This is a genomic window from Sphaerisporangium melleum, assembly GCF_014646695.1.
GTDB lineage: Bacteria > Actinomycetota > Actinomycetes > Streptosporangiales > Streptosporangiaceae > Sphaerisporangium > Sphaerisporangium melleum.
In genome coordinates this window covers 224232-250891 of record NZ_BMNT01000002.1, presented here as the reverse complement: position 1 = coordinate 250891, position 26660 = coordinate 224232, and the positions used below count along the sequence as shown (strand labels likewise).

Annotated in this window: 24 protein-coding genes and 1 pseudogene; 16 read left to right on the top strand and 9 right to left on the bottom strand. The window is 71.4% G+C overall.

From position 1 onward, the window contains the following. A pseudogene (locus IEY93_RS37755) lies at positions 1 to 770 on the bottom strand (acyl-CoA carboxylase subunit beta); the annotation flags it as partial. A gap of 107 nt (positions 771 to 877) precedes the next feature. On the opposite strand from IEY93_RS37755, the gene IEY93_RS02865 reads away from it, so the two are divergent. The 3 genes from IEY93_RS02865 (at position 878) to IEY93_RS02855 (ending at position 6153) form a co-directional block, all read left to right on the top strand. Further along, entirely contained in the window at positions 878 to 1696 is an 819-nt protein-coding gene (locus IEY93_RS02865) for an ABC transporter ATP-binding protein (protein WP_189161342.1), read from the top strand. Between the two features lie 51 nt (positions 1697 to 1747). Next, positions 1748 to 3304, top strand: a complete 1557-nt coding sequence (locus IEY93_RS02860; protein ID WP_189161341.1) for a hypothetical protein — start codon at positions 1748 to 1750, stop codon at positions 3302 to 3304. Between the two features lie 140 nt (positions 3305 to 3444). Next, positions 3445 to 6153 carry a phosphoenolpyruvate carboxylase gene (locus tag IEY93_RS02855; RefSeq protein WP_189161340.1) on the top strand — a complete coding sequence of 903 codons (2709 nt, stop codon included), beginning with the start codon at positions 3445 to 3447 and terminating at the stop codon, positions 6151 to 6153. 83 nt (positions 6154 to 6236) lie between these two features. Here the strand turns inward: IEY93_RS02855 and fdhD are convergent, their stop codons facing one another. Next, positions 6237 to 7235, bottom strand: a complete 999-nt coding sequence (gene fdhD, locus IEY93_RS02850; RefSeq protein WP_189161339.1) for a formate dehydrogenase accessory sulfurtransferase FdhD — start codon at positions 7233 to 7235, stop codon at positions 6237 to 6239. Next, positions 7232 to 9442, bottom strand: coding sequence for an FdhF/YdeP family oxidoreductase (locus IEY93_RS02845; protein ID WP_189161392.1), 2211 nt, complete (start codon positions 9440 to 9442; stop codon positions 7232 to 7234). The genes fdhD and IEY93_RS02845 overlap by 4 nt, the downstream gene beginning before the upstream one ends. 212 nt (positions 9443 to 9654) lie before the next feature. On the opposite strand from IEY93_RS02845, the gene IEY93_RS02840 reads away from it, so the two are divergent. From IEY93_RS02840 to IEY93_RS02800, 9 genes are all read left to right on the top strand, one after another. Further along, positions 9655 to 10479 (top strand): biotin--[acetyl-CoA-carboxylase] ligase, encoded by an 825-nt coding sequence (locus tag IEY93_RS02840; protein WP_189161338.1) that lies wholly within the window; start codon positions 9655 to 9657, stop codon positions 10477 to 10479. Positions 10480 to 10573: 94 nt separating this feature from the next. Further along, complete coding sequence (locus IEY93_RS02835; RefSeq protein ID WP_189161337.1) at positions 10574 to 11086, top strand: PH domain-containing protein; 513 nt, start codon at positions 10574 to 10576, stop codon at positions 11084 to 11086. Positions 11087 to 11119: 33 nt separating this feature from the next. Further along, on the top strand, positions 11120 to 12112 hold the full coding sequence (locus IEY93_RS02830) for an adenylate/guanylate cyclase domain-containing protein (protein WP_189161336.1): 993 nt from the start codon (positions 11120 to 11122) through the stop codon (positions 12110 to 12112). 117 nt (positions 12113 to 12229) lie between these two features. Beyond that, complete coding sequence (locus IEY93_RS02825) at positions 12230 to 13315, top strand: S-(hydroxymethyl)mycothiol dehydrogenase (RefSeq protein WP_189161335.1); 1086 nt, start codon at positions 12230 to 12232, stop codon at positions 13313 to 13315. Positions 13316 to 13367: 52 nt separating this feature from the next. Further along, positions 13368 to 13988 carry an MBL fold metallo-hydrolase gene (locus tag IEY93_RS02820; protein ID WP_189161334.1) on the top strand — a complete coding sequence of 207 codons (621 nt, stop codon included), beginning with the start codon at positions 13368 to 13370 and terminating at the stop codon, positions 13986 to 13988. A 158-nt stretch (positions 13989 to 14146) separates the two neighbouring features. Then, positions 14147 to 14362, top strand: a complete 216-nt coding sequence (locus tag IEY93_RS02815; protein ID WP_308425728.1) for a (2Fe-2S)-binding protein — start codon at positions 14147 to 14149, stop codon at positions 14360 to 14362. Between the two features lie 16 nt (positions 14363 to 14378). After that, a complete protein-coding gene (bfr, locus tag IEY93_RS02810; RefSeq protein ID WP_189161332.1) occupies positions 14379 to 14873 on the top strand; it encodes a bacterioferritin in 495 nt (164 codons plus the stop codon). A 255-nt stretch (positions 14874 to 15128) separates the two neighbouring features. After that, complete coding sequence (locus IEY93_RS02805) at positions 15129 to 15797, top strand: response regulator transcription factor (RefSeq protein WP_030451323.1); 669 nt, start codon at positions 15129 to 15131, stop codon at positions 15795 to 15797. Between the two features lie 11 nt (positions 15798 to 15808). Next, positions 15809 to 17080: an ATP-binding protein gene (locus tag IEY93_RS02800; RefSeq protein ID WP_189161331.1), complete on the top strand. Its 1272-nt coding sequence runs from the start codon at positions 15809 to 15811 to the stop codon at positions 17078 to 17080. Positions 17081 to 17122: 42 nt separating this feature from the next. On the opposite strand, the gene IEY93_RS02795 is transcribed toward IEY93_RS02800, so the two are convergent. After that, entirely contained in the window at positions 17123 to 17737 is a 615-nt protein-coding gene (locus tag IEY93_RS02795) for a GtrA family protein (RefSeq protein WP_229690798.1), read from the bottom strand. Positions 17738 to 17923: 186 nt separating this feature from the next. Between IEY93_RS02795 and IEY93_RS02790 the strand changes: the two genes are divergently transcribed. The 3 genes from IEY93_RS02790 (at position 17924) to purE (ending at position 20670) form a co-directional block, all read left to right on the top strand. Beyond that, the gene (locus IEY93_RS02790; protein WP_189161329.1) at positions 17924 to 18883 is read left to right on the top strand and encodes a DUF8094 domain-containing protein; all 960 of its coding nucleotides are present in this window, start codon (positions 17924 to 17926) and stop codon (positions 18881 to 18883) included. A 96-nt stretch (positions 18884 to 18979) separates the two neighbouring features. Continuing rightward, positions 18980 to 20149 carry a 5-(carboxyamino)imidazole ribonucleotide synthase gene (locus IEY93_RS02785; protein ID WP_268241519.1) on the top strand — a complete coding sequence of 390 codons (1170 nt, stop codon included), beginning with the start codon at positions 18980 to 18982 and terminating at the stop codon, positions 20147 to 20149. Then, positions 20149 to 20670, top strand: coding sequence for a 5-(carboxyamino)imidazole ribonucleotide mutase (gene purE, locus IEY93_RS02780; protein ID WP_189161328.1), 522 nt, complete (start codon positions 20149 to 20151; stop codon positions 20668 to 20670). The genes IEY93_RS02785 and purE overlap by 1 nt, the downstream gene beginning before the upstream one ends. Positions 20671 to 20922: 252 nt before the next feature. On the opposite strand, the gene IEY93_RS02775 is transcribed toward purE, so the two are convergent. Then, positions 20923 to 22242: a UDP-glucose dehydrogenase family protein gene (locus IEY93_RS02775; protein ID WP_189161327.1), complete on the bottom strand. Its 1320-nt coding sequence runs from the start codon at positions 22240 to 22242 to the stop codon at positions 20923 to 20925. A gap of 175 nt (positions 22243 to 22417) precedes the next feature. Here IEY93_RS02775 and IEY93_RS02770 point away from each other — a divergent pair, with 175 nt between their 5' ends. Next, on the top strand, positions 22418 to 23581 hold the full coding sequence (locus IEY93_RS02770; RefSeq protein WP_189161326.1) for an acyl-CoA dehydrogenase family protein: 1164 nt from the start codon (positions 22418 to 22420) through the stop codon (positions 23579 to 23581). 165 nt (positions 23582 to 23746) lie between these two features. On the opposite strand, the gene IEY93_RS02765 is transcribed toward IEY93_RS02770, so the two are convergent. From IEY93_RS02765 to IEY93_RS02750, 4 genes are all read right to left on the bottom strand, one after another. After that, the gene (locus tag IEY93_RS02765; protein ID WP_189161325.1) at positions 23747 to 24625 is read right to left on the bottom strand and encodes a sigma-70 family RNA polymerase sigma factor; all 879 of its coding nucleotides are present in this window, start codon (positions 24623 to 24625) and stop codon (positions 23747 to 23749) included. A gap of 48 nt (positions 24626 to 24673) precedes the next feature. Continuing rightward, positions 24674 to 25081 carry a VOC family protein gene (locus tag IEY93_RS02760; RefSeq protein WP_189161324.1) on the bottom strand — a complete coding sequence of 136 codons (408 nt, stop codon included), beginning with the start codon at positions 25079 to 25081 and terminating at the stop codon, positions 24674 to 24676. A gap of 292 nt (positions 25082 to 25373) precedes the next feature. Continuing rightward, complete coding sequence (locus IEY93_RS02755) at positions 25374 to 25844, bottom strand: hypothetical protein (RefSeq protein ID WP_189161323.1); 471 nt, start codon at positions 25842 to 25844, stop codon at positions 25374 to 25376. A 155-nt stretch (positions 25845 to 25999) separates the two neighbouring features. Further along, a complete protein-coding gene (locus tag IEY93_RS02750; RefSeq protein ID WP_189161322.1) occupies positions 26000 to 26458 on the bottom strand; it encodes a hypothetical protein in 459 nt (152 codons plus the stop codon). Positions 26459 to 26660 lie beyond the last annotated feature (202 nt).

The following is a 26660-nucleotide window of genomic DNA, read 5'->3' as shown; positions in this document are numbered from 1 at the left end:
AGCGCGCGGGCGAAATCGAGGCAGTCGTTCTCGTCGGCGGCCTCGTAGTGCGCCACGCCCGACCGGGAGTTGTGGGTGTGCGCGCCGCCGAGCTCCTCGAACGTGACCTCCTCGCCGGTCACCGTCTTGATGACGTCCGGACCGGTGATGAACATGTGCGACTTCTCCCGCACCATGAGCACGAAGTCGGTCAGCGCCGGGGAGTACACCGCGCCGCCCGCGCACGGCCCCATGATGAGCGAGATCTGCGGGATCACACCGGAGGCGTGCACGTTCCGCTTGAAGATCTCCGCGTAGAGGCCGAGCGAGACGACGCCCTCCTGGATGCGGGCGCCGCCGGAGTCGTTGATGCCGACGATCGGGCACCCGGTCTTCACCGCGTGGTCCATCACCTTGACGATCTTCTCGCCGAAGACCTCGCCGAGCGAGCCGCCGAAGACGGTGAAGTCCTGGGCGAAGACCGCGACCGGACGCCCCGCCACGGTGCCGTACCCCGTCACCACGCCGTCGCCGTACGGGCGCTCGCGCTCCAGCCCGAAGGCGGAGGCCCGGTGGCGGGCCAGCTCGTCGAACTCCACGAACGAGCCCTCGTCCAGGAAGGCGACCAGCCGCTCGCGCGCGGTCATCTTCCCCTTGGCGTGCTGCTTCTCCACGGCACGCGCCGAACCGGCGTGGGCGGCCTCGTGCAGGCGTCGCTCCAGGTCGGCGATCTTCCCCGCGGTGGTGTGCGGGTCGAGGCCGGAGACGTGGGAAACCGGATCAGCGCTCATGCCGGTAGGTTAATCCTCCTTCACACCCGCGCGTTCACCCGGATCCGGCCGGTGGATTACCGCGTCGGATCCGCGAGCCGCGCGGTACGCGCGGTTAGAGTGACGGAATGACCGATTTCGCGGAGCGTGACGGCCCGTCCGTCACCGAGGGTGCCCCCGCCCCGGCCGAGGCGGTCCGCACGCGGGGGCTGTACAAGCGGTTCGGGCGCCAGGTCGCGGTGGCCGGCGTCGACCTGGTCGTACCGGCCGGAAGCTTCGCCGGGCTGGTCGGGCCGAACGGCGCGGGGAAGACCACCACCCTCAGCATGATCACCGGGCTGCTGCTGCCGGACGCCGGCTCCGCCGAGGTCGGCGGGTCGGACGTCTGGCGCGACCCGGTCGCGGTCAAGGCCCACATCGGCGTGCTCCCCGAGGGCCTGCGGCTGTTCGAACGGCTGTCGGGACGCGAGCTGCTCATGTACAACGGCCGGCTCAGAGGCATCCCCAAGGACGAGGTGGCCCGCCGGTCCGAGGAACTGCTCACGGTCATGGACCTGGTGAGCTCGGCCGACAAACTGGTGGTCGACTACTCCACCGGCATGCGCAAGAAGATCGGCCTGGCCGCCGCGCTGCTGCACAACCCGCGGGTGCTCTTCCTGGACGAGCCGTTCGAGGGCGTCGACCCGATCAGCGCGAACACCCTGGTGGAGGTGCTGCGGCGCTACACCTCCTCCGGCTCGACCGTCGTCTTCTCCAGCCACGTGATGGAACTGGTCGAGCGGCTGTGCGACTGGGTGTCGGTGATGAACCTCGGCCGCATCGTCGCGCAGGGCCCGCTGAGCGAGGTCCGCGGCGGCCAGACCCTGAACGAGGCGCTGCTCCACCTGGTCGGCGCCCGCGCGACCGGCGAGCAGGGCCTGTCCTGGCTCGGCTCCCCCGGCGCCTGAAGGAGCGCGCCGGCGCCTTCAGCGCGCGCGTGAATCGTGAGAAAGGACGCCATGGCCTGGCTCTTCGTGCGGCTGAAGCTGCGGCTGATCGCCGGCAACCTGCGCGGCGACGCCATGCGGCAGATCGGTTTCGTGTTCACGCTGATCGCGGCGGCCGCCGTCGCCCTCGGCGGGTTCGCGCTGATCGCCCTGCTGAGGTTCGCCCCCCAGGACGTGGCGGTGGACGCGGGCATGGTGATCTTCACTGTGATCGCGCTGATCTGGGTGGTCGGCCCGCTGCTGGTCTTCGGGGTGGACGAGACGCTGGACCCCGCGCGGCTGGTGCTGTTCCCGCTGACCGCCCGCCAGATGGCCGTCGGCATGTTCGCCGCCTCGGCCACCGGCCCGTGGCCGCTGGCCTCCCTGATCGTCCTGCTCGGCGCGGTCGCCGGCCTGGCGCGTGACGTCTCGGGGCTGCTGATCGGGCTGGTCGCCGTGCCGCTGCACCTGGCGTTCTGCCTGGTCGCCTCCCGTACCGTCACGACCGCGCTGTCCCGCCTGCTGCGCAGCCGGCGCGGCCGCGACCTGCTCGCCATCGGCGTCGTCTTCGTCGTGCTGCTCAGCCAGGTCCCGAACCTGGTGATCAACCGGGGGGTCGCCGGGCCGCCGCTCGAACTGCTGGCGGGCCTGGCCGCCCTGGTGCGCTGGAGCCCGCCCGGGATGGCCGCGCACGCCATCGCCGGCGGAGGACTCCTGGGCCTCGCCGAGCTCGCGGCGGTCGGCGTGCTGGTGATCGTCCTCGCCGCCGTGTGGGTCGCGGTGCTGCGCAGGACGCTCGTGCGGGCCGACTCCTCCACCGAGGCGGCGTCGGTGGGCCGCAGCCGCTTCGACCGCCTGCTCCCCGGCGGGCCGTTCGGCGCGGTCGTGGCCAAGGAGCTCAAGTACCTGCGCCGCGAGCCACGGGGGCGCATGGGGTGGCTGTCGGCGGTCGGCGTCTCGACCGTGCTGCTGTTCTCCCTGAGCTCCGGCCCCGGCGGCCTGTCCGGCGCGTCGCTCGCCATCGCCGTGGCCTGCCTGACGGCGCTCATGCTGGGGCTGCAGGGCGTCAACGTCTTCGGCATCGACGGCCGCGCGCTGTGGATGAACGCGGTCGTGTACTCCGCCCCGCGCGACCTGCGCACCGACCTCGCCGCCCGGCACCTGGCGATCTCGCTGGCCGCGGGTCCGGCGATCGCCGTGCTGGCGGTCGCCGGGGCGCTGGTCGCCGGCGACCTCGTCTGGGCGGTCCCCGCGCTGCTCACCGCGGCCGGGGCGCTGCCGATCGCGCTCGGCGTGGGCGCCGTGACCAGCGTGATCACGCCGTACACCTATCCCCAGCGGGTCAACGCCTTCACCAGCGCGGCGCCGGGACAGGGCGGGGTGGCCGTCGCCGGGTCGTTCGGCGCCATGCTCGCCACGGCCCTGCTCGCGGCACCGGTGGTGATCCCGGTCCTCATGGGGGTGACCTGGCTGTCGGTGGTGGCCGTGCCCTACGGCCTCGCGGTGGCGTACGGCGGCCGCCGGCTGGCCGCCACGATCGGCTACGCCCGCCTCCCCGACCTGCTCGCCGCCGTCTCCCGCCCGTCCTGATCCTGCCGCCCCGGCCGGGCCACGGGGACGGCGCGTTCACCCGGGCGTCCGGCGCGGGAAACCGCTGCGCAACCACTGGTCTAGTCCAATGGATGAGACTGGTATCCAGCGCTCCGGAGTCACTGGATACTCTTCGTGGTATGGCCGCCAACGCATCACAGCAGGCTGAGCGTTCTCCCGTCGAACGCCGCAGCGCCGTCTCCGAGATGCCCGACGAGCTGCGCGCGGACGTGCGCATGCTGGGTGAGTCGCTGGGCCGGGTCATCGCCGAGAACGGCGGGCCCGACCTCCTCGCCGACGTCGAACGGCTGCGCAAGGCGGTGATCGCCGCCCGCAGGCGCGAGCTGTCCGTCGACGAGGTGGCCGCGATGGTCGCCGAGTGGCCCATCGACCGGGCCGTCGAGGTGGCACGCGCCTTCACCTGCTACTTCCACCTGGTCAACCTCGCCGAGGAGCACTACCGCATCCGCATCCTGCGCTCACGCGACACCGGCGAGGCGCCGCTTCCCGAGTCGCTCGCCCAGGCCGTCAAGGAGCTGAAGAACGAGCTCGGCGACGGCGAGCTGGCCCGCGTGATCGCCGAGCTGGAGTTCCGGCCGGTGCTGACGGCGCACCCGACCGAGGCGCGCCGCCGCGCGGTCGCCACCGCCATCCAGCGCATCAGCGCCCAGCTCGCCGAGTACAACGCGCCCGACCGGGGCTCCTACGAACGGCAGGAGGCCCACCGGCGGATGCTGGAGGAGATCGACCTGCTGTGGCGCACCGCCCAGTTGCGGCACACCAAGCTCGACCCGCTGGACGAGGTCCGCACGGCCATGGCGGCCTTCGACGAGACCCTGTTCCGCACCGTCCCGCGCATCTACCGGGCGCTCGACTCCGCGCTCGCCGAGGACGGCGGCAGGCGCGCGCCGCAGGCCAGGGCCTACATCCGCTACGGGAGCTGGATCGGCGGCGACCGTGACGGCAATCCCAACGTCACCGCCCGGGTGACCCGCGAGGCCGTGCTCATCCAGGCCGAGCACGTGCTGACCGCGCTGGAGAACGCCACCACCCGCATCGGGCGCACCCTCACCCTCTGGGCCGACATCAGCCGGCCCGGCAAGGCGCTGCGCGAGGCGCTGGCCGCCGCGCAGGACGACCACCCCGAGCTGGCCTCCGAGCTCGCCACCCGGTCTCCGCAGGAGCCGCACCGCCAGTGGCTGCTGTTCGTGGCCGCGCGCATCGCCGCCACCCGCCGCCGCGACCTCGACCTCGCCTACCGCTCGCCCGACGACCTGCTCGACGACCTGCGCCTGTGCCAGGCGTCCATGGTCGAGGCCGGCGCGGTCCGCCAGGCGTACGGCGAGATCCAGCACCTCATCTGGCAGGTCGAGACCTTCGGGTTCCACCTCGCCGAGCTGGAGGTCCGCCAGCACTCGCAGGTCCACGCCACGGCGCTCGCCGAGATCAGGGCCGGCGCGACCTCCGAGCGCACCGAGGAGGTCCTGGCCACCATCCGCATGATCGCCTGGATTCAGGAGCGCTTCGGCGTCCGGGCGTGCTCGCGGTACGTCGTGTCCTTCACCCGGTCGGCCGATGACATCGCCGCGGTGTACGAGCTGGCCGAGCACGCCCTGGGCGGCCGGGCCCCCGTGCTGGACGTCGTGCCGCTGTTCGAGTCCGGCGAGGACCTCGCGAACTCCGCCGCCGTGCTCACCGGCATGCTGGCGCTGCCCGCCGTCCAGAAGCGCCTGGACGCCTCCGGCCGCCGCCTTGAGGTCATGCTCGGCTACTCCGACTCCGCCAAGGAGCTCGGCCCGGCCGCCGCGACCCTCAAGCTGTACGACGCGCAGGCCGAGCTCGCCGCCTGGGCGGCGGCCAACGACATCCGGCTGACGCTGTTCCACGGCCGGGGCGGCGCCCTCGGCCGCGGCGGCGGCCCCGCCGGCCGCGCCGTGCTGGCGCAGGCGCCGGGGTCGGTCGCCGGGCGGTTCAAGGTCACCGAGCAGGGCGAGGTCATCTTCGCCCGTTACGGGCACCCGGCCATCGCCCTGCGGCACATCGAGCAGGTCACCAACGCCGTGCTCCTCGCCTCCACCCCCTCGGTGGAGTCCCGCGCGGCCGACGCCGCCGCCCGCTACCGCCTGCTGGCCGAGCGGGTCGCCACCGCCAGCGAGCGCGCGTACCGTTCGCTGACCGAGGCGCCCGGGTTCCCGGAGTGGTTCGGCCTGGTCAGCCCGCTGGAAGAGCTCGGCTCGCTGCGTCTGGGCTCCCGCCCGGCCCGCCGGGGCCTCGGCGCGCCGCGGTCGCTGGACGACCTGCGGGCGATCCCGTGGGTCTTCTCCTGGGCGCAGACCCGGGTCAACCTCCCCGGCTGGTACGGCCTGGGCAGCGGCCTGCTCGCCGCCACCGACCCGCAGCCTGCCGCCGACGGCGGGCCGGACGAGGCCGTGCCGGGGCCGGGCCTGGAAGAGCTGCGCCGGGCCTACCGCGAGTGGCCGCTGTTCGCCTCGCTGATCGACAACGCCGAGATGTCGCTGGCCAAGACCGACCGGCAGATCGCCGCCCGCTACCTCGCGCTCGGCGGGCGCTCCGACTTCGCCGAGCAGGTGCTGGCAGAGTACGACCTGACCCGCGAGCTGGTGCTCGCGGTGACCGGCCACGCGTGGCTGCTGGAGAGCAGGCGCGTGCTGTCGCGTGCGGTCCAGCTTCGCGACCCGTACGTCGACGCGCTGTCCCACCTGCAGTTGCGTGCCCTCGCCGCCCTGCGCGCCGAGGGTGATCTGTCCGACCACGACCGCGGCCGCCTGGAGACCCTCCTGCTGCTCAGCGTCAACGGCGTGGCCGCCGGCCTCCAGAACACCGGCTGACCGCCTGCGCTTCGCCGCCCGTCCCGGCGACGGGCGGCGAAGCGCAGGGGAGACGGCGAGCGGTAGCGGATGCTCACGCGGCCTCAGGTGATCACGCGGTCGGGGGTGGCGTAGATGTTGAAGCGTTCGCCACGGAGGAAGCCGACGAGGGTGAGGCCGAACTCCCTGGCCAGGTCGACGGCCAGGGAGGAGGGGGCGGAGACGCCGCAGACCATGGGGATGCCGGCGGCGAGGGCCTTCTGCATGATCTCGTAGCTCGTGCGGCCGCTGACCAGCAGGAGGTTCGCGGCGAGTGGCAGCCGTCCGGACAGCAGGGCCCAGCCGACGAGCTTGTCCACGGCGTTGTGCCGGCCGACGTCCTCGCGGACGGCCAGCAGCGACCCGTCGGCGGTGAACAGCCCGGCGGCGTGCAGTCCGCCGGTCTTGCCGAACACGCCCTGGGCCGCGCGCAGCCGGTCCGGCAGCGTGTAGAGCACCTCGGCGGGGACCGGCGGGAGGGCCGGCGGAGCCACCCGGCCGAGGGTGGTCCGCCGGGTGCGGAGGGCGTCGAGGCTGGCGGTGCCGCAGACCCCGCAGGCGCTCGATGTCACGAAATGCCGGTGCAGGGCGGGTGAGTCGGGCAGGGTGTCGCCGTGCAGGCGCACCGTCACGGTGTTGTAGCGGGCCTCCGGTGGCAGGTCCTCGTCGGTGCAGTAGGCGATGGACGCGATCTCGTCCGGGCCCGCGATGCCCTCGCCGGACAGGAAGCCCGCCGCGAGCTCGAAGTCGGCGCCCGGGGTGCGCATGGTGATCGCCAGGGTGCGGGTGTGGCCCCCCGCGCTGAGGCGGATCTCCAGCGGCTCCTCGGTCGCCAGGTCGTCGCGCCGGTCGCGCACGCCCGTGGCGGACACCTCGCGCACCCGCGCCCTGCGCGTCGGCCCCGGCCGTACGGCGGCGCCCGACTCCAGCGGACCGAGCCACCGGTCCTCCACGACCGGGCCGGCCTCGCCGCCGGCCGGCCGAGCCCCCCGGGTGCCGGGTGGCTCGGCCGCGGTGCGGGGCGGGGCGCCGGGCGGGCGGCGGCCGGGGCCGGTGGTGGTCATGAGGCGGTCTTCCGCAGGGTGACGACGGCGTTGTAGTCGGGGATGCGGGCGTCGGGGGAGCGGCGCACCGGGTCCAGCAGGACGTTGCCCTCCGGCCAATGGATCTGCAGGTTGCCCGGGGTGAGCGGCGCGCGCAGCACCCTGCCGGTGAACGTGCCCGCCGCCCCGCGCAGCTCCACCTCGGCGCCGTCGGGCAGCCCGAGCCGGTCGGCGTCGTACGGGCTGATCAGCACGGCCTCGCGGGTGGCGCCGTTGAAGCCGTCCCTGCGCTCGTGGACCATGCTGTTGAACTGCTTGCCGCGCCGCGTGGCCACCATGAACGCCCCGTCCGGCCGCTCCAGCTCGGGGAGGGCGACCGGGGCGAAGCGGCCGCGGCCGTCGGCGGTGGGGAAACGGCCGTCCGGGCACAGGTGCCGCCCGCCGTACTGCACGTTGTCGCCGAACTTCGCAAGGCCCGCGATGCCGGCGTAGAACGGCACGGCCTCCTCGATCTCCTGCCTGATCTGCGGCGTGCCGCCCGGGTAGCGGATCTTGTCGCCCAGCTCGGGCCGCGCCCGGGCCGCGAGCTCGGTGAAGATCTTCCACTCCGGCCACGCCTCGCCGATGCGCGGCCCCTCCACCTCGGGGGAGAAGATGACGCGGCGTTCGGTGGAGGTCTCGGTCACCCCGCCCGCCATCTCGTACCTGGTCTGCGCCGGCAGCAGCAGCACGTCGCCCTCGGACTCCACCAGCATCTGGCTGGAGAGCACGATGTCGATGTGGACGCGCAGCGGCAGGCGCGACAGGGCCTCGCGGCAGTAGGCCGGGTCGGGCAGCACCTCCAGGAAGTTGCCGCCGGAGGAGACGAGGACGTCCAGCTCGCGCCGGTGCGCGGCGTCGATCATGTCGGTCGCGGTCAGCCCCGGCGCGGACGGCACGTGGAACCCCCACATGCCGGCGAACCGCGCGGTGTTCTCCGGGGTGATCGGCAGGCCGCCGGGCAGACCGGTGGCGTAGGCGCCCATCTCGGCGCCGCCCTGCACGCCGCTGTGCCCGCGGATCGGCATCAGCCCGCAGTGGTCGCGGCCGACGAACCCCCGGGCCAGGGCGAGGTTCACGATGGCGCGGACGTTGTCCTCACCGTAGGTGTGCTGGGTGATGCCCATCGACCACACCAGCACCGCCGAGCGCGCCTCGCCGAGCAGCCGGGCCAGCTCGCCCATCTGCTCTCGCGAGGCCCCGCTCAGCGCCTCCAGCGACTCCCACGACTGCCCGGCCACCGCCCGCCGGACCTCCTCGAACCCGGAGGTGTGCGCGTCGATGAACGCCTTGTCCAGCCGGTCGTCCTCGATGAGGTGCTTGAGCACGCCGTTGAGGAAGCCGATGTCCCCGCCGACGTTCACGCCGAAGAAGTGGTCGGTGATCTTGGTGCCGAACATCGCGGACTCCGCGTTGGACGGCACCCAGTAGCGCTCCATGCCGGGCTCGCGGTAGGAGTTGACCATCGCGATGCGGGTGCCGGCCTTCTTGGCGTGGTACAGGTACTTCATCGCGACCGGCTGGTTGTTGGACGGGTTCGAACCGATGAAGACGATCAGGTCCGAGCCGATCCAGTCGCTGTAGGAGCAGGTGGTCGCGGCGGCGCCGATGCTCTGCTTCAGCGCGACGGTCGAGGGGGAGTGGCAGATGCGCGCCGCGTTGTCGATGGAGTTCGTGCCGAGCGCCCGCACGGCCTTCTGCGCGGCGTAGTAGTTCTCGTTCGGCACGCCCCGGCTGGTGAGGTACGCCCCGAGCCGGGTGCCGCCGTGCAAGTGGGAGGCGGTCAGGTCCAGCGCCTCGTCCCAGCTCACCCGGGTGAAGCCCGGCTCGCCCCGGCGGCGCAGCATCGGATGCGGCAGGCGGCCGAGGTCGCGCAGCTCGGCGCTGCGCCGACCGGCCAGGCCCGAGACGTCCGACAGCAGCGAGATGTCCAGCGGCGGCATGGTGTTGAGCTTGAGCAGGCGCAGCCTGATGTTGCACAGGTGGATCTCGTCCATGGTCCAGTCGCGCATGCCCTTGGTGCCGAGCGCGCAGCCGTCACAGGTGCCCTGGTTGAGGATGCGCCAGGCGTAACGCCGGTTGCCCCTGACCGAACGGAATGCCTTCCACAGCTCCAGGTAGTTGTTGGGTTTGCGCTCGCCGATGCCGAAGGGCTTCCAACTCGCCCAGTTCCGAGGGTCCAGACGCATGCTCACCGGACGTTCACCTGTTTCTCGTGGCAGCAGCCGGTGGTTCGCCCGGCTCACTTCATAGCATCACGCTTCGATAGGACTGTGCGAAACCCCGGGCCGCGCCGGTACCGCCGTGTCGGTGGCCGCCGGGAGCCACGCGCCGCCGGCCTCCATGCCTTCCCGGCCGGGGTGAGGTGGGCGGACCATGGTGGTGGGTGCAGGATGGAGGGGTGCCGGACTCGCCCTACACCGATCTCGAACGGCCGCCCCTGTCGCAGGCGGCGCTGACCCGCGCCCTGGTCCACGAAGGGGGCCTGTGGACGCGGCTGAGCGTCGTCGACCGCGCCGGCTCCACCAACGCCGACCTGGCGGGGCAGGCCCGCGAGGGGGCCCCCGAGGGGGCCGTGCTGATCGCCGAGCACCAGGTCGCCGGGCGCGGCCGTCTCGACCGCACCTGGACCTCTCCCGCCCGGTCGGGGCTGACCTTCTCCGTGCTGCTGCGCCCGCGGGTCCCGCCCGCCCGCCAGGGCTGGCTGACGCTGATGTTCGCGCTGGCCGCCGCCACCGCCGTACGCCGCCTCGCCGAGGTCGACGTCCGGCTGAAGTGGCCGAACGACCTGATGATCGGCGAGCGCAAGCTGGCGGGCATCCTCGCCGAGCGGGTGGACGGCGGCGTGGTCATCGGCATGGGCCTGAACGTCTCGCTGCGGGCCGAGGAGCTGCCCGTGCCGACCGCGACCTCGCTGGTGATCGAGAAGGCCGCGTGCACCGACCGCGATCCGCTGATCCGGGCGATCCTGCGCGAGGTCGAGAGCCACTACCGCGACTGGGCGGCCGCCGAGGGGGACGCCGACGCCTCCGGCCTGCGCACCGCCTACGCCGCGGCGAGCGCCACGATCGGCAAGGAGGTCCGGGTCGAGCTGCCCGGCGACCAGGTGCTGCGCGGGGTGGCCACCGGAGTGGACGCCGCCGGATTCCTGATCGTCCATGCCGGCGGCACCGACCACGCGCTCAGCGTCGGCGACATCGTCCACCTGCGCCCCGCCGAAGGCTGACCCCTCCCGGCCGGGCGCACGCGGGTGCGACTCCGGATCACGCCTGGAGAACGCATGCAGACGCGAGGGCGGGCGGCGTGCCACGATTTGCGGCATGGGTCTCCCTGAACACCTTCTGACGACGGGGGAGCGGGTCGTCGCGTCCTTCCATCCGCACTGGAAGCGCCTCGTCCTGCCGTTCTTCGCACTGTTGATCGTCGTCGCCGCCTCCAGCGCGGCGTTCTTCTTCATCCCCAGCGGCTATGAGTACGCGGGCGTCGCCTGGCTGGCGGTGGCGGTGGTGTCGGTGGTCGCGCTGACGCTGTGGTCGTTCATTCCGTACCTGCGGTGGAAGACGACCTCCTACACGCTGACCACGCACCGGTTCAACATCAGCACCGGCATCCTGAGCAAGTCCGAGGACGACATCCCGCTCGCCAAGGTGAACAGCGTGAGCTCCGACCAGAGCATCGTCGAGCGGCTGCTCGGCTGCGGCACGCTGGTGGTCGAGTCGGCCTCCGACCGGGGAGAGATCGTCCTCAAGGACATCCCGAAGATCCAGTCGGTCCGGGCCGAGCTGTTCCGGCTGGTGGAGGACGCCTCTGACGGCGAGGTGGACGGCCGGTGAGACCTGTCCCGAACGTGGCGTAACCTCCTGAAGGTGCGTGAGACGGACACGGCGCGATGGCCGACGGCGGAGCAGATCGAGCGGCTGTTCGTCGGCTCGGCGCCGCGCCACACCCGGGGTGAGGTGGCACGGCTGGCCGGCGTCCAGGGGGAGCTGGCCCAGCGCCTCTGGCGTGCGCTCGGCTTCGCCACCCCGGCCGACGACACTCCCGCCTTCACCGACGCCGATGTGACGGCGCTGCGCCGGGTGGCCGCGATGCTGGACGACGACGCGATCGACGAGAAGACCGTCGTACGGATGGCCCGTGCGCTCGGCCAGACCACGGCCCGGCTCGCCCAGTGGCAGACCGAGATCATGATCGGCGCGGTGCTCGACCGTGCCGAGGCGCCGGCCGGCGAGGAACCGGCCGGGCTGGTGGCGGTCACCGAGCGGCTGCTGCCCGACTTCGAGAGCCTGCTGGTGCACGTGTGGCGCTCCCAGCTCGCCGCGGTCGGCACCCGCCTGCTCGCGACGGCCGACGCCGACGCCGAGGGCGGGCCCGGCCGGCCCAGCCTGGCCGTCGGGTTCGCCGACCTGGTGTCGTTCACCCAGGTGTCGCGCGAGCTGGACGAGCAGGGGCTGGCCGAGCTGGTGGAGAACTTCGAGGCCAAGACCTCCGACGTCGTCGCCGGTCACGGCGCCCGCCTGGTCAAGACCCTGGGCGATGAGGTGCTGTTCACCGCGCCGACCGCCGAGATCGCCGCGCGGGTCGCCCTCGACCTGGTGGACGTGATCCAGGAGGACGGCCGGGAGGTGCGCGTCGGGCTGTCGTACGGACCGGTGCTCCCGGTCATGGGGGACGTGTTCGGCACGACGGTGAACCTCGCGGCGCGGCTCACGGCGATCGCCCGGCCCTGCACGGTGCTGGTGGACCCCGGGGTCGCCGAGTCGATCGAGGACGGCACCGGCCTTTCGCTCCAGCGCATCCGCCGCAGGCCCGCCCGCGGGCTCGGGGTGATCCAGCCGTACGTCCTGCGCCGCGGCTGAACCGGGCGCCCCGCCCGGCCGCCTGAAGGGGGCGCCATCGGAGCGTGCCGCCCTCGTTGTCAACCGTGACGGCGTGCCGATATACGTTGGTCAGGCCGAAAGAGGGAGAGACGCACCATGCCGTACGAAGTCCAGGGTGTGATCGCGGGTGGCAAGGGCGAGGCCGTGACGGTGCAGACCGTCATCGTGCCCGACCCCGGGCCGGGCGAGGCCGTCGTCACCGTGCAGGCGTGCGGGGTGTGCCACACCGACCTGCACTACCGCGAGGGCGGCATCACCGACGAGTTCCCCTTCCTGCTCGGCCACGAGGCCGCGGGAGTGGTGGAGGCGGTCGGCCCCGGCGTGACCGAGGTCGCTCCCGGCGACTACGTGATCCTCAACTGGCGCGCCGTGTGCGGCACCTGCCGGGCCTGCCTGCGCGGCCGGCCGTGGTACTGCTTCGCCACGCACAACGCCACGCAGAAGATGACCCTGGCCGACGGTACGCCGCTCGCCCCCGCGCTCGGCATCGGCGCGTTCGCCGAGAAGACGCTGGTCGCCGCCGGTCAGTGCACCAAGGTCGACCCGGACGCCCGTCCCGCCGTGGCCGGGCTGCTCGGCTGCGGGGTGATGGCGGGCCTCGGCGCCGCGATCAACACCGGCGGGGTGACCCGCGGCGACTCGGTCGCGGTGATCGGCTGCGGCGGTGTGGGGAACGCGGCGATCCTCGGCTCCGCGCTCGCGGGCGCCTCCAAGATCATCGCGGTGGACGTGGACGACCGCAAGCTCGACTGGGCCGGAGGGTTCGGCGCCACGCACGTGATCAACTCGACGACCACCGATCCGGTCGAGGCGATCCGCGCCCTGACCGGCGGGCACGGCGCCGACGTGGTCATCGAGGCGGTGGGCCGCCCGGAGACCTACAAGCAGGCGTTCTACGCGCGCGACCTGGCCGGGACGGTCGTGCTGGTCGGGGTGCCGACGCCGGACATGACGCTGGAGCTGCCGCTGCTGGACGTCTTCGGCCGGGGCGGGGCGCTGAAGTCCTCCTGGTACGGCGACTGCCTGCCGAGCCGCGACTTCCCGATGCTGATCGACCTCTATCTGCAGGGCCGGCTCAACCTGGACGGCTTCGTGTCCGAGACGATCGAACTGCACGAGGTCGAGGACGCCTTCGCCAAGATGCACCGCGGCGAGGTGCTGCGTTCGGTGGTCGTCCTGTGAGCCGGGGAGCGGTGCGCTCGCGACGGGGGACGGTACGAGGGGAAGGCGCGCGATGATCGCCAAGATCGTCACATCGGGGAAGTTCACGCTGGACGGCGGCACCTGGGACGTCGACAACAACGTGTGGCTGGTCGGCGACGACCACGAGGTGGTCGTGATCGACGCCGCGCACGACGCCGAGGCGATCAGGCAGGCGGTCGGCGACCGGCGCCTCGTGGCCATCGTCTGCACCCACGGCCACAACGACCACATCAACGCGGCCGGCGCGCTGGCCGACGCGACCGGGGCGCCGATCATGCTGCACCCGGCCGACGAGGTGCTGTGGGACATGGTCTACGGCGGGGCCCGTGAGTTCACGCCGCTCGCGGACGGCGAGGTGCTGCGGGTCGCGGGCACCGAGCTGCGCGTGCTGCACACGCCGGGCCACTCGCCGGGGGCGGTGTGCCTGTACGCGCCGGCGCTGGGCGCCGTCTTCACCGGCGACACGCTGTTCTCCGGCGGGCCGGGAGCGACCGGCCGGTCGTACTCGTCGTTCGACACGATCATCGACTCGATCAGGGAGCGGCTGCTGACCCTGCCGTCGGTCACCGTGGTGCACACCGGGCACGGCGACTCCACCAGCATCGGCGCCGAGGCGCCCGACCTGGCCGAGTGGGTCGCCCGGGGGCACTGACGCCGGGTCACCGGCAGGGCGGAGTACGTCCAGGCGTGGTCCTGCGCCGGGCGGGCGGAGTACGGCAGAGGGCCGGAGGCGGGCACGGCCGGGTGAAGGTCCGGCCTGTGTCGTACAGCTCACATAGGCAAGCCTTACCAACACGGGTTACCTTAGGTATGCCTAACCTATTTGACCCCGGAGGGCGTCCCCCTATGTACGTGTGCATCTGCCGTGCCGTCACCGAGAACGACGTGCACGACTGCATCGCCTCGGGCGCCAGGAGCGCGCGGCAGATCCGCGACGCCACGGGCGCGGGCGGGGACTGCGCGACATGCGTGCGGAAGATATGTGCAATCCTGAAGAGATCGGAGGAACTGGTCATAACCGCCTAGGAAGGGGTGCCTGCCCGTGCAGGGAGACAAGGAGATCATCGCTCTGCTCAACGAGCAGCTGACGTCCGAGCTCACCGCCATCAACCAGTACTTCCTGCACGCCAAGCTGCAGGAGCACTGGGGCTACACCAAGCTCGCCGCCGTCACCAGAGCCGAGTCGATCGACGAGATGCGGCACGCCGAGGTGCTCACCGACCGCATCCTCTTCCTGGAGGGCCTGCCCAACTACCAGAAGCTCGGCACGCTGCACATCGGGCAGACCGTGAAGGAGCAGCACACCGCCGACCTGCAGCTCGAGATCGACGTGGTGCGGCGGCTGCGCCCGGCCATCCAGCTCATGCGCGAGCGCGGCGACGTCACCTCCGCTCGCATCTTCGAGGACATCCTCCAGGACGAAGAGCACCACATCGACTACCTGGAGACCGAGCTGCACCTGCTGGAGACCCTCGGCGAGGGCCTCTACCTCCAGCGCTACGTGGACCTCCCCGGCGGCTCCGGCTCCGCTTCCTGATCTCCGCCGGGCCCCGCCCGCCTCTTCGCCTCCGCGTCCCTTCCGTCCCCGGTTTCCGGTCGTGGCCGCGACACGCCGCGACGCGTTTCCCGGACGGCTTCGCGAGGGTACAGCTGATGCCATTGGGGTAGAAGGCAATGCGGGCGGGGTCGTCCGAGTTTCGGAGTCTTTGCCCAGGTCAATTGGTGGGTCAACGACGAGTCAAACCGCGCGCTGTACCCGGGAAACGATCGCCTAAGGTCCTACGATCGCTTTATGACCTGCGTACTTCTCGCCGAGGATGACACCTCGATCTCAGAGCCCCTGGCGCGTGCCCTGCGCCGTGAGGGCTACCAGGTTGAGGTGAGCCCCGATGGCCCGCAGGCCCTGGAAAGGGCTCTGTCCGGGGGCGTAGACCTCATCGTGCTCGATTTGGGCCTACCGGAGATGGACGGCCTGGAGGTCGCCCGCCGCATCCGCGCCGAAGGGCACGGCACGCCCGTGCTCATCCTGACCGCACGCGTCGACGAGGTCGACACGGTGGTCGGGCTCGACGCCGGTGCAGATGACTATGTCACCAAGCCGTTCCGGCTTGCCGAACTTCTCGCCCGGGTGCGCGCACTGCTGCGGCGTGGCACGTCCGAGACCCCTGTGGTCCAGGGCGTGCGCATCGACGCCGACTCGCGCCGTGCCTGGATGGGGGACAAGGAGCTGCATCTCACCACCAAGGAGTTCGACCTCCTTCGCGTGCTCGTCCGCGACGCCGGCAAGGTCGTCACGCGCGAGCAGATCATGCGCGAGGTGTGGGACACCAACTGGTGGGGATCGACCAAGACGCTCGACATGCACATCTCGTGGTTGCGGCGGAAGCTGGGGGACGACGCCGCCAAGCCGCGCTACATCACCACGGTCCGCGGGGTGGGCTTCCGATTCGAGCGTGAATAGCGCACGGCTAGATGCGCCGGAGGTTGCTGTCCTCGACCCTGGTGGTCGCGGCCATCGCGGTTCTGCTCCTGGGGGTGCCGCTCGGGCTGGTGGTCACCCGCCTCATCAACGACGAGGCGGTCCAGCAGCTCCGGGCACAGGCGACGCTGCTGCTGAGCCAGGTGGAATACGCCCGCATCGAGGATCGCCCGATCGATCCCGAGGAACTGCAGCGGCAGTATCCCAGCAGGTACGTCCAGATCTTCATCCGCAACAGCCCGACCGTCATCGTCGGCGGCGAACCACCGCCGGGCCGGCAGATGACCGAGGAGTCCCACTCGGAGAGCGGGGTCTATGTCCGGATAACGCGCGACCGCGCCCAGGTCGAGCGCAACGTCCGGGGATGGCTCATGCTCATCGTGGCCCTCGCCGGGCTGGCGCTGGCCGTGGCCGTGTCGCTCGCCGTCGTGCAGTCGCGCCGCCTCGCCCTGCCGCTCCTGGACCTGGCGAGGATCGCGGAGCGGCTGGGGTCAGGGGAGGCCCGGCCGAGCAGGCACCGCTACGGCATACCCGAGCTCGACCGGGTGGCCGAGGTGCTCGACCGCAGCGCCACCCGCATCGCCGACCTGCTGAGCCGCGAGCGGGAGTTCGCCACGGACGCCTCCCACCAGCTCCGCACGCCGCTCACCGGGCTGACGATGCGACTGGAGGAGATCGTGGCGGCCGCCGACCAGCCGGCCATCGTGCGCGAGGAGGGGGAGGCCGCGATCGTCCAGGCCGAACGGCTGACCGCGGTGATCGACGAGCTGCTGGCCGCCGCGCGCCGCCAGCGCCACGCCCAGGCGGAGGCGATCCGCGTGGACGAGGTGCTGCACCAGCAGGTCACCGAGTGGGAGCCCGCCTTCCGCCGGGCGAAGAGGACGCTCCGCCTGGCCGGCGACCGCGGCCTGCGGGCCATGGTCAGCACGGGCGGGCTCAGCCAGGTGGTCTCCACGTTATTGGAGAACTCGCTGGAGCACGGCGCGGGCGAGGTGACCATCACGACCGGCAGCTCGGACAAGTCCATCGTGATCGAGATCGCCGACCAGGGGCCGGGCATCCCCGAGCACCTGCGCGCCCGCGTGTTCGACCGCAACGTCAGCGGCGGCGGCGGCACGGGCCTGGGACTGACACTGGCCCGCGCGCTCACCGCCTCCGACGGGGGACGACTTGAGCTGGTGCGCATGCGACCGGCCGTGTTCGCGCTGTTCCTGCGCCCGGCCGAGGAGGCCGCCCGCCACCGGGTGGTCAGCGGGCCGGCCTGACCCGCCGCGCGGCGGGCCGTTGCGGGCCGTGGGCCCGCTTGCTCAGCGGGCCGGAGTGATGCCCGGAGTGCTGCCGTTGGCACTGGCCTCGGCGCCGGACAGCCCGGCCGGCGGCAACGGTTGTGTCTGCGGCATCGGCCGCGGAACCGGGGTGGACGTGCTCCGCTGCGGCGGGGCCTCGTCGGTGGCCTCCGGCAGCCCGGTGGCCGCGGCGACCGGCGGCAGATCAGCCGGCAGGAAGACCCATTTCTTGTACGACCAGAACCGGAACAGGGTGCCGAGCGCGGTGCCGATGATCAGCGAGATGTTGTAGCTCAACGGGTCGGTCATTTCGAGCGTGTATTCGACGAACCCGATGATGAGCAGCGAGATGAGCAGGCCGATGCCGTTCAGTACGAAGAACAGGAAATACTCGCGGGCGAGGCCGGTCTGCTCGCGGTGGCGCCAGGTCCAGTAGCGGTTGGCCAGGTAGGCGAAGGTGGCGGCGACCACCGTGGCGATGACCTTCGAGGTCAGCGGGCCGAACTCCACGCCGTACCGCAGGAGGTTGGTGCCACCCCAGTCGATGACGAACGCGACGGCTCCCACTGTGCCGAACTTCGCGAGCTCTCGGACGAGGGAGGAGAACTGGTCATACAGGCGACGGATGAACTGCACAACGGTCCTTCCTAGGTGTCCGGGAGCCATCACAGGTTACCCGGGTACCGGCCGCTTGGCTTCTGCCCATCCGTCCCATCATTGACACCATTTGTGGAAATATCGGGATTTTCACGGCTAGTAACCAGGGTGGTGCGCTAGGCTGCGCCGCAGATCCCACAGGTGTGCCATGGAGGTGGCTGCGCTGTGCTGCGCCGACTGGTCGCTACGGGAGTCAGCGTCGCGCTGCTGACCGGCCTCACCGGCTGTGGCGCGGGAAGCGGGGGCGGTCCCACCCCCGCACCGGACGAATCCACCTCGGCCGCCGTTCCCACGCGGACCCTGTCGCAGAGCGAGGCCGCGACGGCGTTCGAGTTGCTCAAAGAGCTGGACTACGCCCGGGAGAAGCGGGACTGCGAAGAGGTCCTGTTCCTGACCACCTCCGCCGCGAGCGAACTGGGCGGCCGTGCCTGCGAGGCCACCCGGAACGGCCGCCCGGTTCCCGCGCGGGTCTCCTACGAAAAGGTCGAGTACTTCCTCCCCGACCGCCCGCAGGAGCGTCCCTGGTTCGTCGCGCTGGCCCGCAAGCCGCAGCCGTCCTACTTCCTGTTCGCCTACGAGGAGGACCGCTGGCGGCTGGCGTACGGGCCGGTGCGGCTGGTCGGCAAGGCCCCCGACCTCGAAGCCGACCACGCCACCCGCGCCGTCCCCACCGACGACCCCGAGGACGGGCTGCGGGCCCGGCTCGTGCCGCAGAAGCACCTGGCGTTCCTGTCCGACCGGTTCGGTCTGAGCGGGGTGCGGGTGGCCTCCGGCGACCCGCTGCGCGCTCTGCTGACCGAGCTGGTGCGCAAACCCGCCGGCGTACGGCCCGACCGGCTGAGCTACGACGTCCAGCTCGTGCCGGGGGAGACCACGGCGCTCGGCGTGGGCGAGGGCGGCGCGCTGGTCTTCCACGCCGTCAAGATCGTGTACACGCAGAGGGCCCGCTCGGGCAGGCTCGCCCACCCCCTGTTCGGCGCGGACGCGGTGCGCGCGTTCACCCGCTCGGCCCGCCCCAAGACCATCCACGTCAGTGAGATCGTCCAGTTCGCCACCAGGGTCGGCGCCGACCAGAAGCTCACCACGATCGCCATGTCCCGCTCCCTGGCCGACATCACCACCTGATCCCCAGGGCGCCTGAGCACGCGGGAGCGGAGCGAGCGCCATGGGGACTGGGCCGTCAACACGGTCACCTGACCGGCCTGGGTAGGGTTTGGGCTTGTGACCAGTGTTGTGACCAGGAGAGAAACCCCTCCCATCGGGCCCGTCGTCGGCATGGTCGGCGCCGGGCAGCTCGCTCGGATGACCCAGCAGGCCGCCATCGCGCTCGGCATCGACCTGCGCGTGCTGGCGAACTCCTTCGACGAGAGCGCGGCCCGGGTGATCGCCGACACCCGGCTCGGCGACTACCGCGACCTTGACGTCCTGCGGGCGTTCGCCGAGGGCTGCGACGCGATCACCTTCGACCACGAGCATGTGCCGACCGGCCACATCGAGGCGCTGACCGCCGAGGGCGTCGCCGTACGCCCCGGCGCCGAGGCGCTGGTCCACGCGCAGGACAAGGCCGTGATGCGCGAGCGTCTCACGGCGATGGGCGTCCCCTGCCCCGCCTGGGCCCGCGTCTCCGGCCGGGAGGACCTGGAGGCGTTCGGCAAGGAGCACGGCTGGCCGGTGGTGCTCAAAGCCGTGCGCGGCGGCTACGACGGCCGGGGCGTGTGGGTCTGCTCCTCGCCCGAGGAGGCCGCCGAGGTGCTGGACAGCGGCACCGAGCTGATGGCCGAGGCGTTCGTGCCGTTCGAGCGCGAGCTGGCGGTGCTGGTGGCGCGCTCGCCGCACGGCCAGGGGGTGAGCTACCCGGTCGTGGAGACCGTCCAGCAGGACGGCATCTGCGTCGAGGTGATCGCCCCGGCGCCGGGCCTGGACCCCGAGGACGCCGCCCAGGCGCAGCACATCGCGCTGAAGATCGCCAACGGGCTGGGCGTGACCGGCCTGCTCGCCGTCGAGATGTTCCAGCTCCCCGGCGGCAAGGTCGTGGTCAACGAGCTGGCCATGCGCCCGCACAACAGCGGCCACTGGACGATCGAGGGCTCGCGCACCTCGCAGTTCGAGCAGCACCTGCGCGCCGTGCTGGACCTGCCGCTCGGCTCGCCCGCCCCGGTGGCGCCGGTCGTGGTCATGGTCAACGTGCTCGGCGGCGCCGACCCCGGCGTGTTCGGCCGGTACGAGCACGTGATGGCGCACGACCCCGGCGTGAAGATCCACTTCTACGGCAAGGAGGTGCGGCCCGGTCGCAAGATCGGGCACGTCACCGCGTTCGGCACCGACCTGGACGAGGTACGGGCCCGCGCCCGGCACGCCGCCGTCCACCTGGCCACGGGGGAGTACGTCTGATGGCCGGCGCACCCGTGGTCGGCATCGTGATGGGCAGCGACTCCGACTGGCCCGTGATGCGCCTCGCCGCCGAGGCGCTCGGCGAGTTCGGCGTCCCCTTCGAGGCGGACGTGGTCTCGGCCCACCGCATGCCGCAGGAGATGATCGCCTACGGCGAAGAGGCCGCCGGGCGCGGCCTGAAGGTCATCATCGCCGGAGCCGGCGGCGCCGCCCACCTGCCGGGCATGCTCGCCTCGGTCACGCCGCTGCCGGTGATCGGCGTCCCGGTGCCGCTGAAGTACCTCGACGGCATGGATTCCTTGCTGTCCATCGTCCAGATGCCGGCGGGCGTGCCGGTCGCCACCGTGGCGGTCGGCGGCGCGCGCAACGCGGGCCTGCTCGCCGTACGCATCCTGGCGGCGGCCGACGAGGAGCTGCGCGGCAAGATGACCGGCTTCCAGGCGTCGCTGCGCGACCAGGCGCACGCCAAGGGCGAACGCCTGCGCGCCGAGGCCGCCACCCTGGCGGCCGGCGACGGCTGACACCCGGCGTACGAATACCGGAACGGGCCACGCCCCTCGCGAGGGGGACGTGGCCCGCGACGTCAGAACCGGCAGGTCACCGCGGCATCGTGGCGGCGGAACGGCGTTCCGGGCCGGGCCGTCCCGCCTCTGCCCGCAGGAGCGGCGTTCCCGGCGACGGTCGTTCCACCCGGGCGGCCGTCCCGTACGGACGGCGGGCCCTGGTTCCGCACCATGGTGACCTGATCCGCGCGAACTCCGGTTGCCGGACCCTCAGGGGCGGCCGAGGGCGCGGTAGTGCCAGCCGGCGGCGCGCCAGGTCTCGGCGTCCAGCGCGTTGCGCCCGTCCACGATCTTGCGGCCGGCGACGACCTGGCCGAGCTCCTCCGGGTCGAGGTCGATGAACTCCTGCCACTCGGTCAGCACCAGCACCACGTGCGCGCCCCGGGCGGCCTCCAGCGCCGACTCGCCGAACCGCAGCGCCGGATGGGCGCGGCGCGCGTTCGCAAGGGCCACCGGGTCGTACACCGTGACGTCGCCGCCCTGCTCGCGGATGTTCACGGCGACGTCCAGCGCCGGCGAGTCGCGGATGTCATCGGAGTTCGGCTTGAACGCCGCGCCGAGCACCGTGACCGAGCAGCCGCGGAAGGAGCCGCCGGCCAGTTCGCGGGCCAGGTCGACCATGCGGGCGCGGCGGCGCATGTTGATGGCGTCCACCTCGCGCAGGAAGGTGAGCGCCTGGTCGGCGCCGAGCTCGCCGGCCCGCGCCATGAACGCCCGGATGTCCTTGGGCAGGCAGCCGCCGCCGAAGCCCAGACCCGGGTTGAGGAACCGGCCGCCGATGCGCTCGTCGAACGACAGCGCCAGCGACAGGTCCTTCACGTCGGCGTGCGCGGCCTCGCAGACCTCGGCCATCGCGTTGATGAAGGAGATCTTGGTGGCCAGGAAGGCGTTCGCCGCGACCTTGACCAGCTCGGCGGTCGGGTAGTCGGTGATGACCAGGGGCGTGCCCTCCGCGAGCATCGCCTCGTACACCTCCCGCATCACCTTTTCGGCGGTTTCGGAGACCACGCCGAGGACGATGCGGTCAGGGTGCATGGTGTCCCGGACGGCGAAGCCCTCGCGCAGGAACTCGGGGTTCCAGGCGAGCTCCACGGCGTCTCCGGCGGGCGACAGCCGGACGAGCTTGTCGGCCAGCCGCTGGGCGGTGCCGACCGGCACGGTGGACTTGCCGACCACCAGGCACTCGCGGGTCAGGTGCGGTGCCAGCGACTCGACCACGGCGTCCAGGTAGGAGACGTCCGCCGCGTACTCGCCCTTCTTCTGGGGCGTGCCCACGCAGATGAAGTGCACGTCGCCGAACTCGGCGGCCTCCTCGTAGGAGGTGGTGAAGCGCAGTTTCCCGGAGGCCAGGCCCTGCTGGAGCAGCTCCTCCAGGCCCGGCTCGTGGATGGGGAGCCGCCCCGCCTGCAGGGAGGCGACCTTGCCGGGATCCACGTCCAGGCCGAGCACCTCGAAGCCCAGCGCGGCCATGCACGCCGCGTGCGTGGCACCCAGGTATCCGGTCCCCAGGACCGTCAGGCGATAGGGCACGAGCGTGCTCCTTTCGTGTATCGCTGTTCGACCCAATCTTTACCGCAACGTTGCCGGGGCATGTTATCGGCCCCTCCGGTCGCAGCAACAGTACAAACCGGACATTTCGCAGAGAGCTGTGTCTCATATACCCCCAGGCCGGACACCGTATTGTTGGACGTCCTAGTATTTGTCCATGAGCTTCCCTCTCTACGCGCCCGGCGAAGAGCACGTGATGCTGCGCGAGACCGTCCGGGCTCTCGCTGACGAGAAGATCGCCCCGCACGCCGCCACGGTCGACGAGGCCGGCGAGTTCCCGTGGGACGCCTACAAGGCCCTCGTGGCCGCCGACCTGCACGCGGTGCACGTCCCCGAACAGTACGACGGGGCCGGCGCCGACGCGCTCGCGACGGTGATCGTCATCGAGGAGGTCGCGCGGGCCTGCGCCTCCTCGTCCCTGATCCCGGCCGTGAACAAGCTCGGCACCGTACCACTGCTGCTGTCGGCGTCCGAGGAGCTCAAGCAGCGCTACCTGCCGCGTGTCGCGCGCGGGGAGGGCATGTTCTCCTACGCGCTGTCCGAACCCGAGGCCGGCTCCGACGCGGCGGCGATGAAGACCCGGGCGGTCCGCGACGGCGACCACTACGTGCTCAACGGCACCAAGATGTGGATCACCAACGCGGGCGTGTCGGAGTTCTACACCGTCATGGCCGTGACCGACCCGGACGCCGGGGCGCGCGGCATCTCGGCCTTCGTGGTCGAGAAGGGCGACGAAGGGGTCTCCTTCGGGGCCAAGGAGAAGAAGCTCGGCATCAAGGGCTCACCCACCCGCCAGGTGATCTTCGAGAACGCCCGCATCCCGGCCGACCGGCTGATCGGCGAGGAGGGAACCGGCTTCAAGACGGCCCTGGCCACGCTCGACCACACCCGCATCACCATCGCCGCCCAGGCCCTCGGCATCGCCCAGGGCGCGCTCGACTACGCCATCGGGTACGTCAAGGAGCGCAAGCAGTTCGGCAAGCCGATCGCCGAGTTCCAGGGACTGCAGTTCATGATCGCCGACATGGCCATGAAGCTAGAGGCCGCCCGGCAGCTCACCTACGCCGCCGCCGCCAAGTCCGAGGCCGCCATGCACGGAGAGAAGGTCGCCGACCTGACCTTCTTCTCCAGCGCCGCCAAGTGCGCCGCCTCCGACGCCGCCATGGAGATCACCACCGACGCCGTCCAGCTCCTCGGCGGCTACGGCTACACCCGCGACTACCCCGTAGAACGCATGATGCGCGACGCCAAGATCACCCAGATCTACGAGGGCACCAACCAGATCCAACGCGTCGTCATGGCCCGCCAACTCCTCAAGTAACCCCTGACCAGCAAGACCCCGGCCCGGAAGAAGCACCCGGGCCGGGTCTGCCGTACCCCTGGATGATCTCGGGATGTGCCTGTTCCGTGGGACGCCGGGCGTGGGACGGAGCGAGCGACCGTCCATGGCCCGCCGGCAGGGTCGTACAAGCCCGCGTGGGGTGGCTCAGGTGGGGGTCGGCAGGTGGAGGGATGTGAGTTTGGCAGGGTCGGTCACGATTGCTATGGCGGTGATGCGGGCGTTGGTGACCGTGAAGGAGATGAGCGATAGGGGGGTGCCGTCCTCGCGCCAGGAGAGGTATCCGGGAAGGCCGTTGACGAGCACCGCCTGATGCCGTGCGATGTGGCGGGAGACCGTCGTCGCGCCGGTGGCGACCTTGGTGGCGCCGAGGGCGACGACCACGCCGTCGGGGGTGTCGACGGTCAGCCGTACCTCCGGGTCGAGCACGCGCAGGAGTGCTTCGAAATCGCCGTTCATGGCCGCAGCCCGGAAGGCCTCGGCGACCTCTCGCTGTTCCCGTGTGACGGTCTGCGGTCGTTCGGTCGCCCGTACCTTTCTGCGGGCACGGCTGGCGATCATCTTGGTGGTGTCGGCGGATTTGCCGAGGATCTGGCCGATCTCGGCGAACGGCACCGCGAACAGGTCGTGCAGCACGAACGCCAGCCGCTCGCTCGGCCCGAGCGAGTCCAGGACGACGAGCAGCGCGAGCCCCACCGCGTCGGCGAGCGCCACGTGCTCCTCGGGCTCGGCGCCGTCGTCGGCCGTCACCACGAGCCCGGGGAACCCTTCGCCGTAGGACGCCTCGGGGCGGGCCTGGCGTGAGCGCAGGACGTCCAGGCTGATCCGGCCGACCACGGTGGTCAGCCAGCCCGCCAGGTTGTCGATGGTCGCCGTGTCCTGGCGGGCGAGCCGCATCCAGGCCTCCTGGACCACGTCCTCGGCGTCGGCGTGCGATCCGAGCACCCGGTAGGCGACCGCACGCAGCCGGTCGCGCTGGGCCTCGAACGCCTCGGCCACCATGTTCGTCCGGCTGGTGTCGGTCATCTCGTCATCGTCCTCGGATCGCTCGCTGATAAATCGTGCGGGTCGTGGTCAGCCGTCCGTGCGGTTCGGCAGGCGCCGCTGGCGGAGCGAGATCCGGTTGCCGTCCGGGTCCACCGCCTCGATGCGGACGCCGAACGGGTAGTCCTGCGGTTCAGCCTCATCGAAGGTCACGCCTCGCCCGCGAAACACCTCGAAGTCCTTCCGCAGGTCGTCCGACTCCAGGAAGATCGGACCGGGGTCGGCCCCCGGCCGCTTCCCCATCGGCTGTCCCGCGGCCGGCGCGTGCGACCAGAGGAGGATCTCGACCGGGCTGCCGGGGACGCCCACGGTGAGGAAGCGTGATTCCGGCCACTGATGGTCGGCGCGCTTCTCCAGGCCGAGCTTCTCGGTGTAGAACTCCAGCGCGCGGTCCTGGTCGGTGACATAGATCGTCACGTACATGATGGTGGTCAGCACCTTGGTCTCCATCCGTTCGTCGGTCCGACGACCGCGGGCATCCACGGCCGTCGCCCCTATGACGGGCGCCGCCACCCGAAGGTAACGAACCGGCCGAGCCATGGCCGCTAGGAAGGGTGAACCCGGTCGGGTAGCGGTGACGTGCTGACGATGCCGAGGTGGCCTCGACCCGCTGTGGTGACTTCACCAACGACGACTGCCGGGCATCGCGGCTGGCGATGCCCGGCAGTGTGGTGCTACGGGGACGGAGGTGGATCGGGAGCCGGGACGACCGGCTGCCGGCCCTCGTCTGTCAGTAGCTGTAGGAGTAGTACGAGTGGTAGTAGGTGCTGCAGGAGAGGGAACTGCAGGCCCACAGCTCGTTGACCAGGCGGAAGTCGTACGACGAAGGGCTGGAGGTGTTGCGGTCGAGGACGATCTCCGGCAGGGTCGACCAGTTGCCGCAGCCGTTCACCTTGTACTGCGATGAGCCGTTCATGAAGCTCCAGCTGGAGCCGCCCTTCAACTTCCGCTGCAGGAAGAACCTGGTGTAGGCGGTCCGGTCGTCACAGCTTCTGTCGTACAGCGTTCCGGCCCATACGTGGATCTTCCCGTCGCTGCACACGTCCCACGCGAAGTCCACGGAGGCGACGGGGGAGCTGGAGACCACGATCGGGCTGGAGCAACTCGCGGCCATCGCCGGTGACGAGGAGATGGCGAAGAATGATCCGGTCGCCAGGAATGCCGAGATGAGTAGGGTGAGCGTTCTTCTCCAGCGGTTCACAACACTGTCTCCCGTTGGGTGGGTGATCGATGGGCAGATGGCCCGGCCAGGAAACGGATGGCCTGAAGGGGGCGTGCGTCCTCTGGCGCGTGGTCCGGCAGAGGCGCGGGTTCCGCGCCTTGCGTCCGCCGGTGGTCCGGGGGACGGAAGGCCGCTCAGGCGCTGTTGTAGGCCAGGCTCCCGTAGGTGTAGGAGGAGCATGACGTCGAGTTGCAGGCGCCGACGTACAGTTCGATCCGCCAGTTGCCCGACATGCCCGCGGCGCTGCCACTGAACGAGCGGCCCGTGTTGCAGCCGTTGGGCGCTTCGTAGTCATAGCTCCACGCCGGGGTACCCGGCACGCCGCTCCAGATGGACTGGACGATGATCCGCGCGGCGCGCGCGTCGCACTTCGTGTCGCGGATGGTGCCACTCCAATGCGCCTTCCCGTCGGAGCACTTGGGGTAGAAGGTGATGTCCGCGGAGCCCACACCGTCGGAGGCGTTGAGCGTGGTGGATTTGCCGCCGGAACAGGTGTAGGCGCTCGCCGGCTGGGTGAACGACACGAAGGCCGTGGCGGCGAGTGCCACGCCGGTCAGTCCTGACGCGACGCGATGGAGGGTGCGGTTTCGCATTCTGTCTGCCTTTCCGAGGCGGTCGGCTGGGCGGGCATGGATGGTGATACGCGGTCCGTGCGATGCGTACGGCCGCACGCCGAGGGGGCGCGCATGACGATGCGCGGCTCAGGCGTGCAAGCATCCTCTGGCGTCGGGGAAGGGAAGATCCATGCCGCTGAGCGCCAAGTACTTGTCTTTCAGTGCCAGCCGTAATTCTTTG

What these genes read in the sequence shown, in the direction of transcription:
- IEY93_RS02800 (WP_189161331.1), top strand. Translation starts at nt 15,809, where the DNA reads ATGCGCCGGAGGTTGCTGTCCTCGACCCTGGTGGTCGCGGCCATCGCG.
- IEY93_RS02770 (WP_189161326.1), top strand. Translation starts at nt 22,418, where the DNA reads ATGAGCTTCCCTCTCTACGCGCCCGGCGAAGAGCACGTGATGCTGCGC.
- IEY93_RS02855 (WP_189161340.1), top strand. Translation starts at nt 3,445, where the DNA reads ATGGCCGCCAACGCATCACAGCAGGCTGAGCGTTCTCCCGTCGAACGC.
- IEY93_RS02860 (WP_189161341.1), top strand. Translation starts at nt 1,748, where the DNA reads ATGGCCTGGCTCTTCGTGCGGCTGAAGCTGCGGCTGATCGCCGGCAAC.
- IEY93_RS02820 (WP_189161334.1), top strand. Translation starts at nt 13,368, where the DNA reads ATGATCGCCAAGATCGTCACATCGGGGAAGTTCACGCTGGACGGCGGC.
- IEY93_RS02750 (WP_189161322.1), bottom strand. Translation starts at nt 26,458, where the DNA reads ATGCGAAACCGCACCCTCCATCGCGTCGCGTCAGGACTGACCGGCGTG.
- IEY93_RS02805 (WP_030451323.1), top strand. Translation starts at nt 15,129, where the DNA reads ATGACCTGCGTACTTCTCGCCGAGGATGACACCTCGATCTCAGAGCCC.
- purE (WP_189161328.1), top strand. Translation starts at nt 20,149, where the DNA reads ATGGCCGGCGCACCCGTGGTCGGCATCGTGATGGGCAGCGACTCCGAC.
- fdhD (WP_189161339.1), bottom strand. Translation starts at nt 7,235, where the DNA reads ATGACCACCACCGGCCCCGGCCGCCGCCCGCCCGGCGCCCCGCCCCGC.
- IEY93_RS02765 (WP_189161325.1), bottom strand. Translation starts at nt 24,625, where the DNA reads ATGACCGACACCAGCCGGACGAACATGGTGGCCGAGGCGTTCGAGGCC.
- IEY93_RS02835 (WP_189161337.1), top strand. Translation starts at nt 10,574, where the DNA reads ATGGGTCTCCCTGAACACCTTCTGACGACGGGGGAGCGGGTCGTCGCG.
- IEY93_RS02825 (WP_189161335.1), top strand. Translation starts at nt 12,230, where the DNA reads ATGCCGTACGAAGTCCAGGGTGTGATCGCGGGTGGCAAGGGCGAGGCC.
- IEY93_RS02845 (WP_189161392.1), bottom strand. Translation starts at nt 9,442, where the DNA reads ATGCGTCTGGACCCTCGGAACTGGGCGAGTTGGAAGCCCTTCGGCATC.
- IEY93_RS02815 (WP_308425728.1), top strand. Translation starts at nt 14,147, where the DNA reads ATGCCTAACCTATTTGACCCCGGAGGGCGTCCCCCTATGTACGTGTGC.
- IEY93_RS02865 (WP_189161342.1), top strand. Translation starts at nt 878, where the DNA reads ATGACCGATTTCGCGGAGCGTGACGGCCCGTCCGTCACCGAGGGTGCC.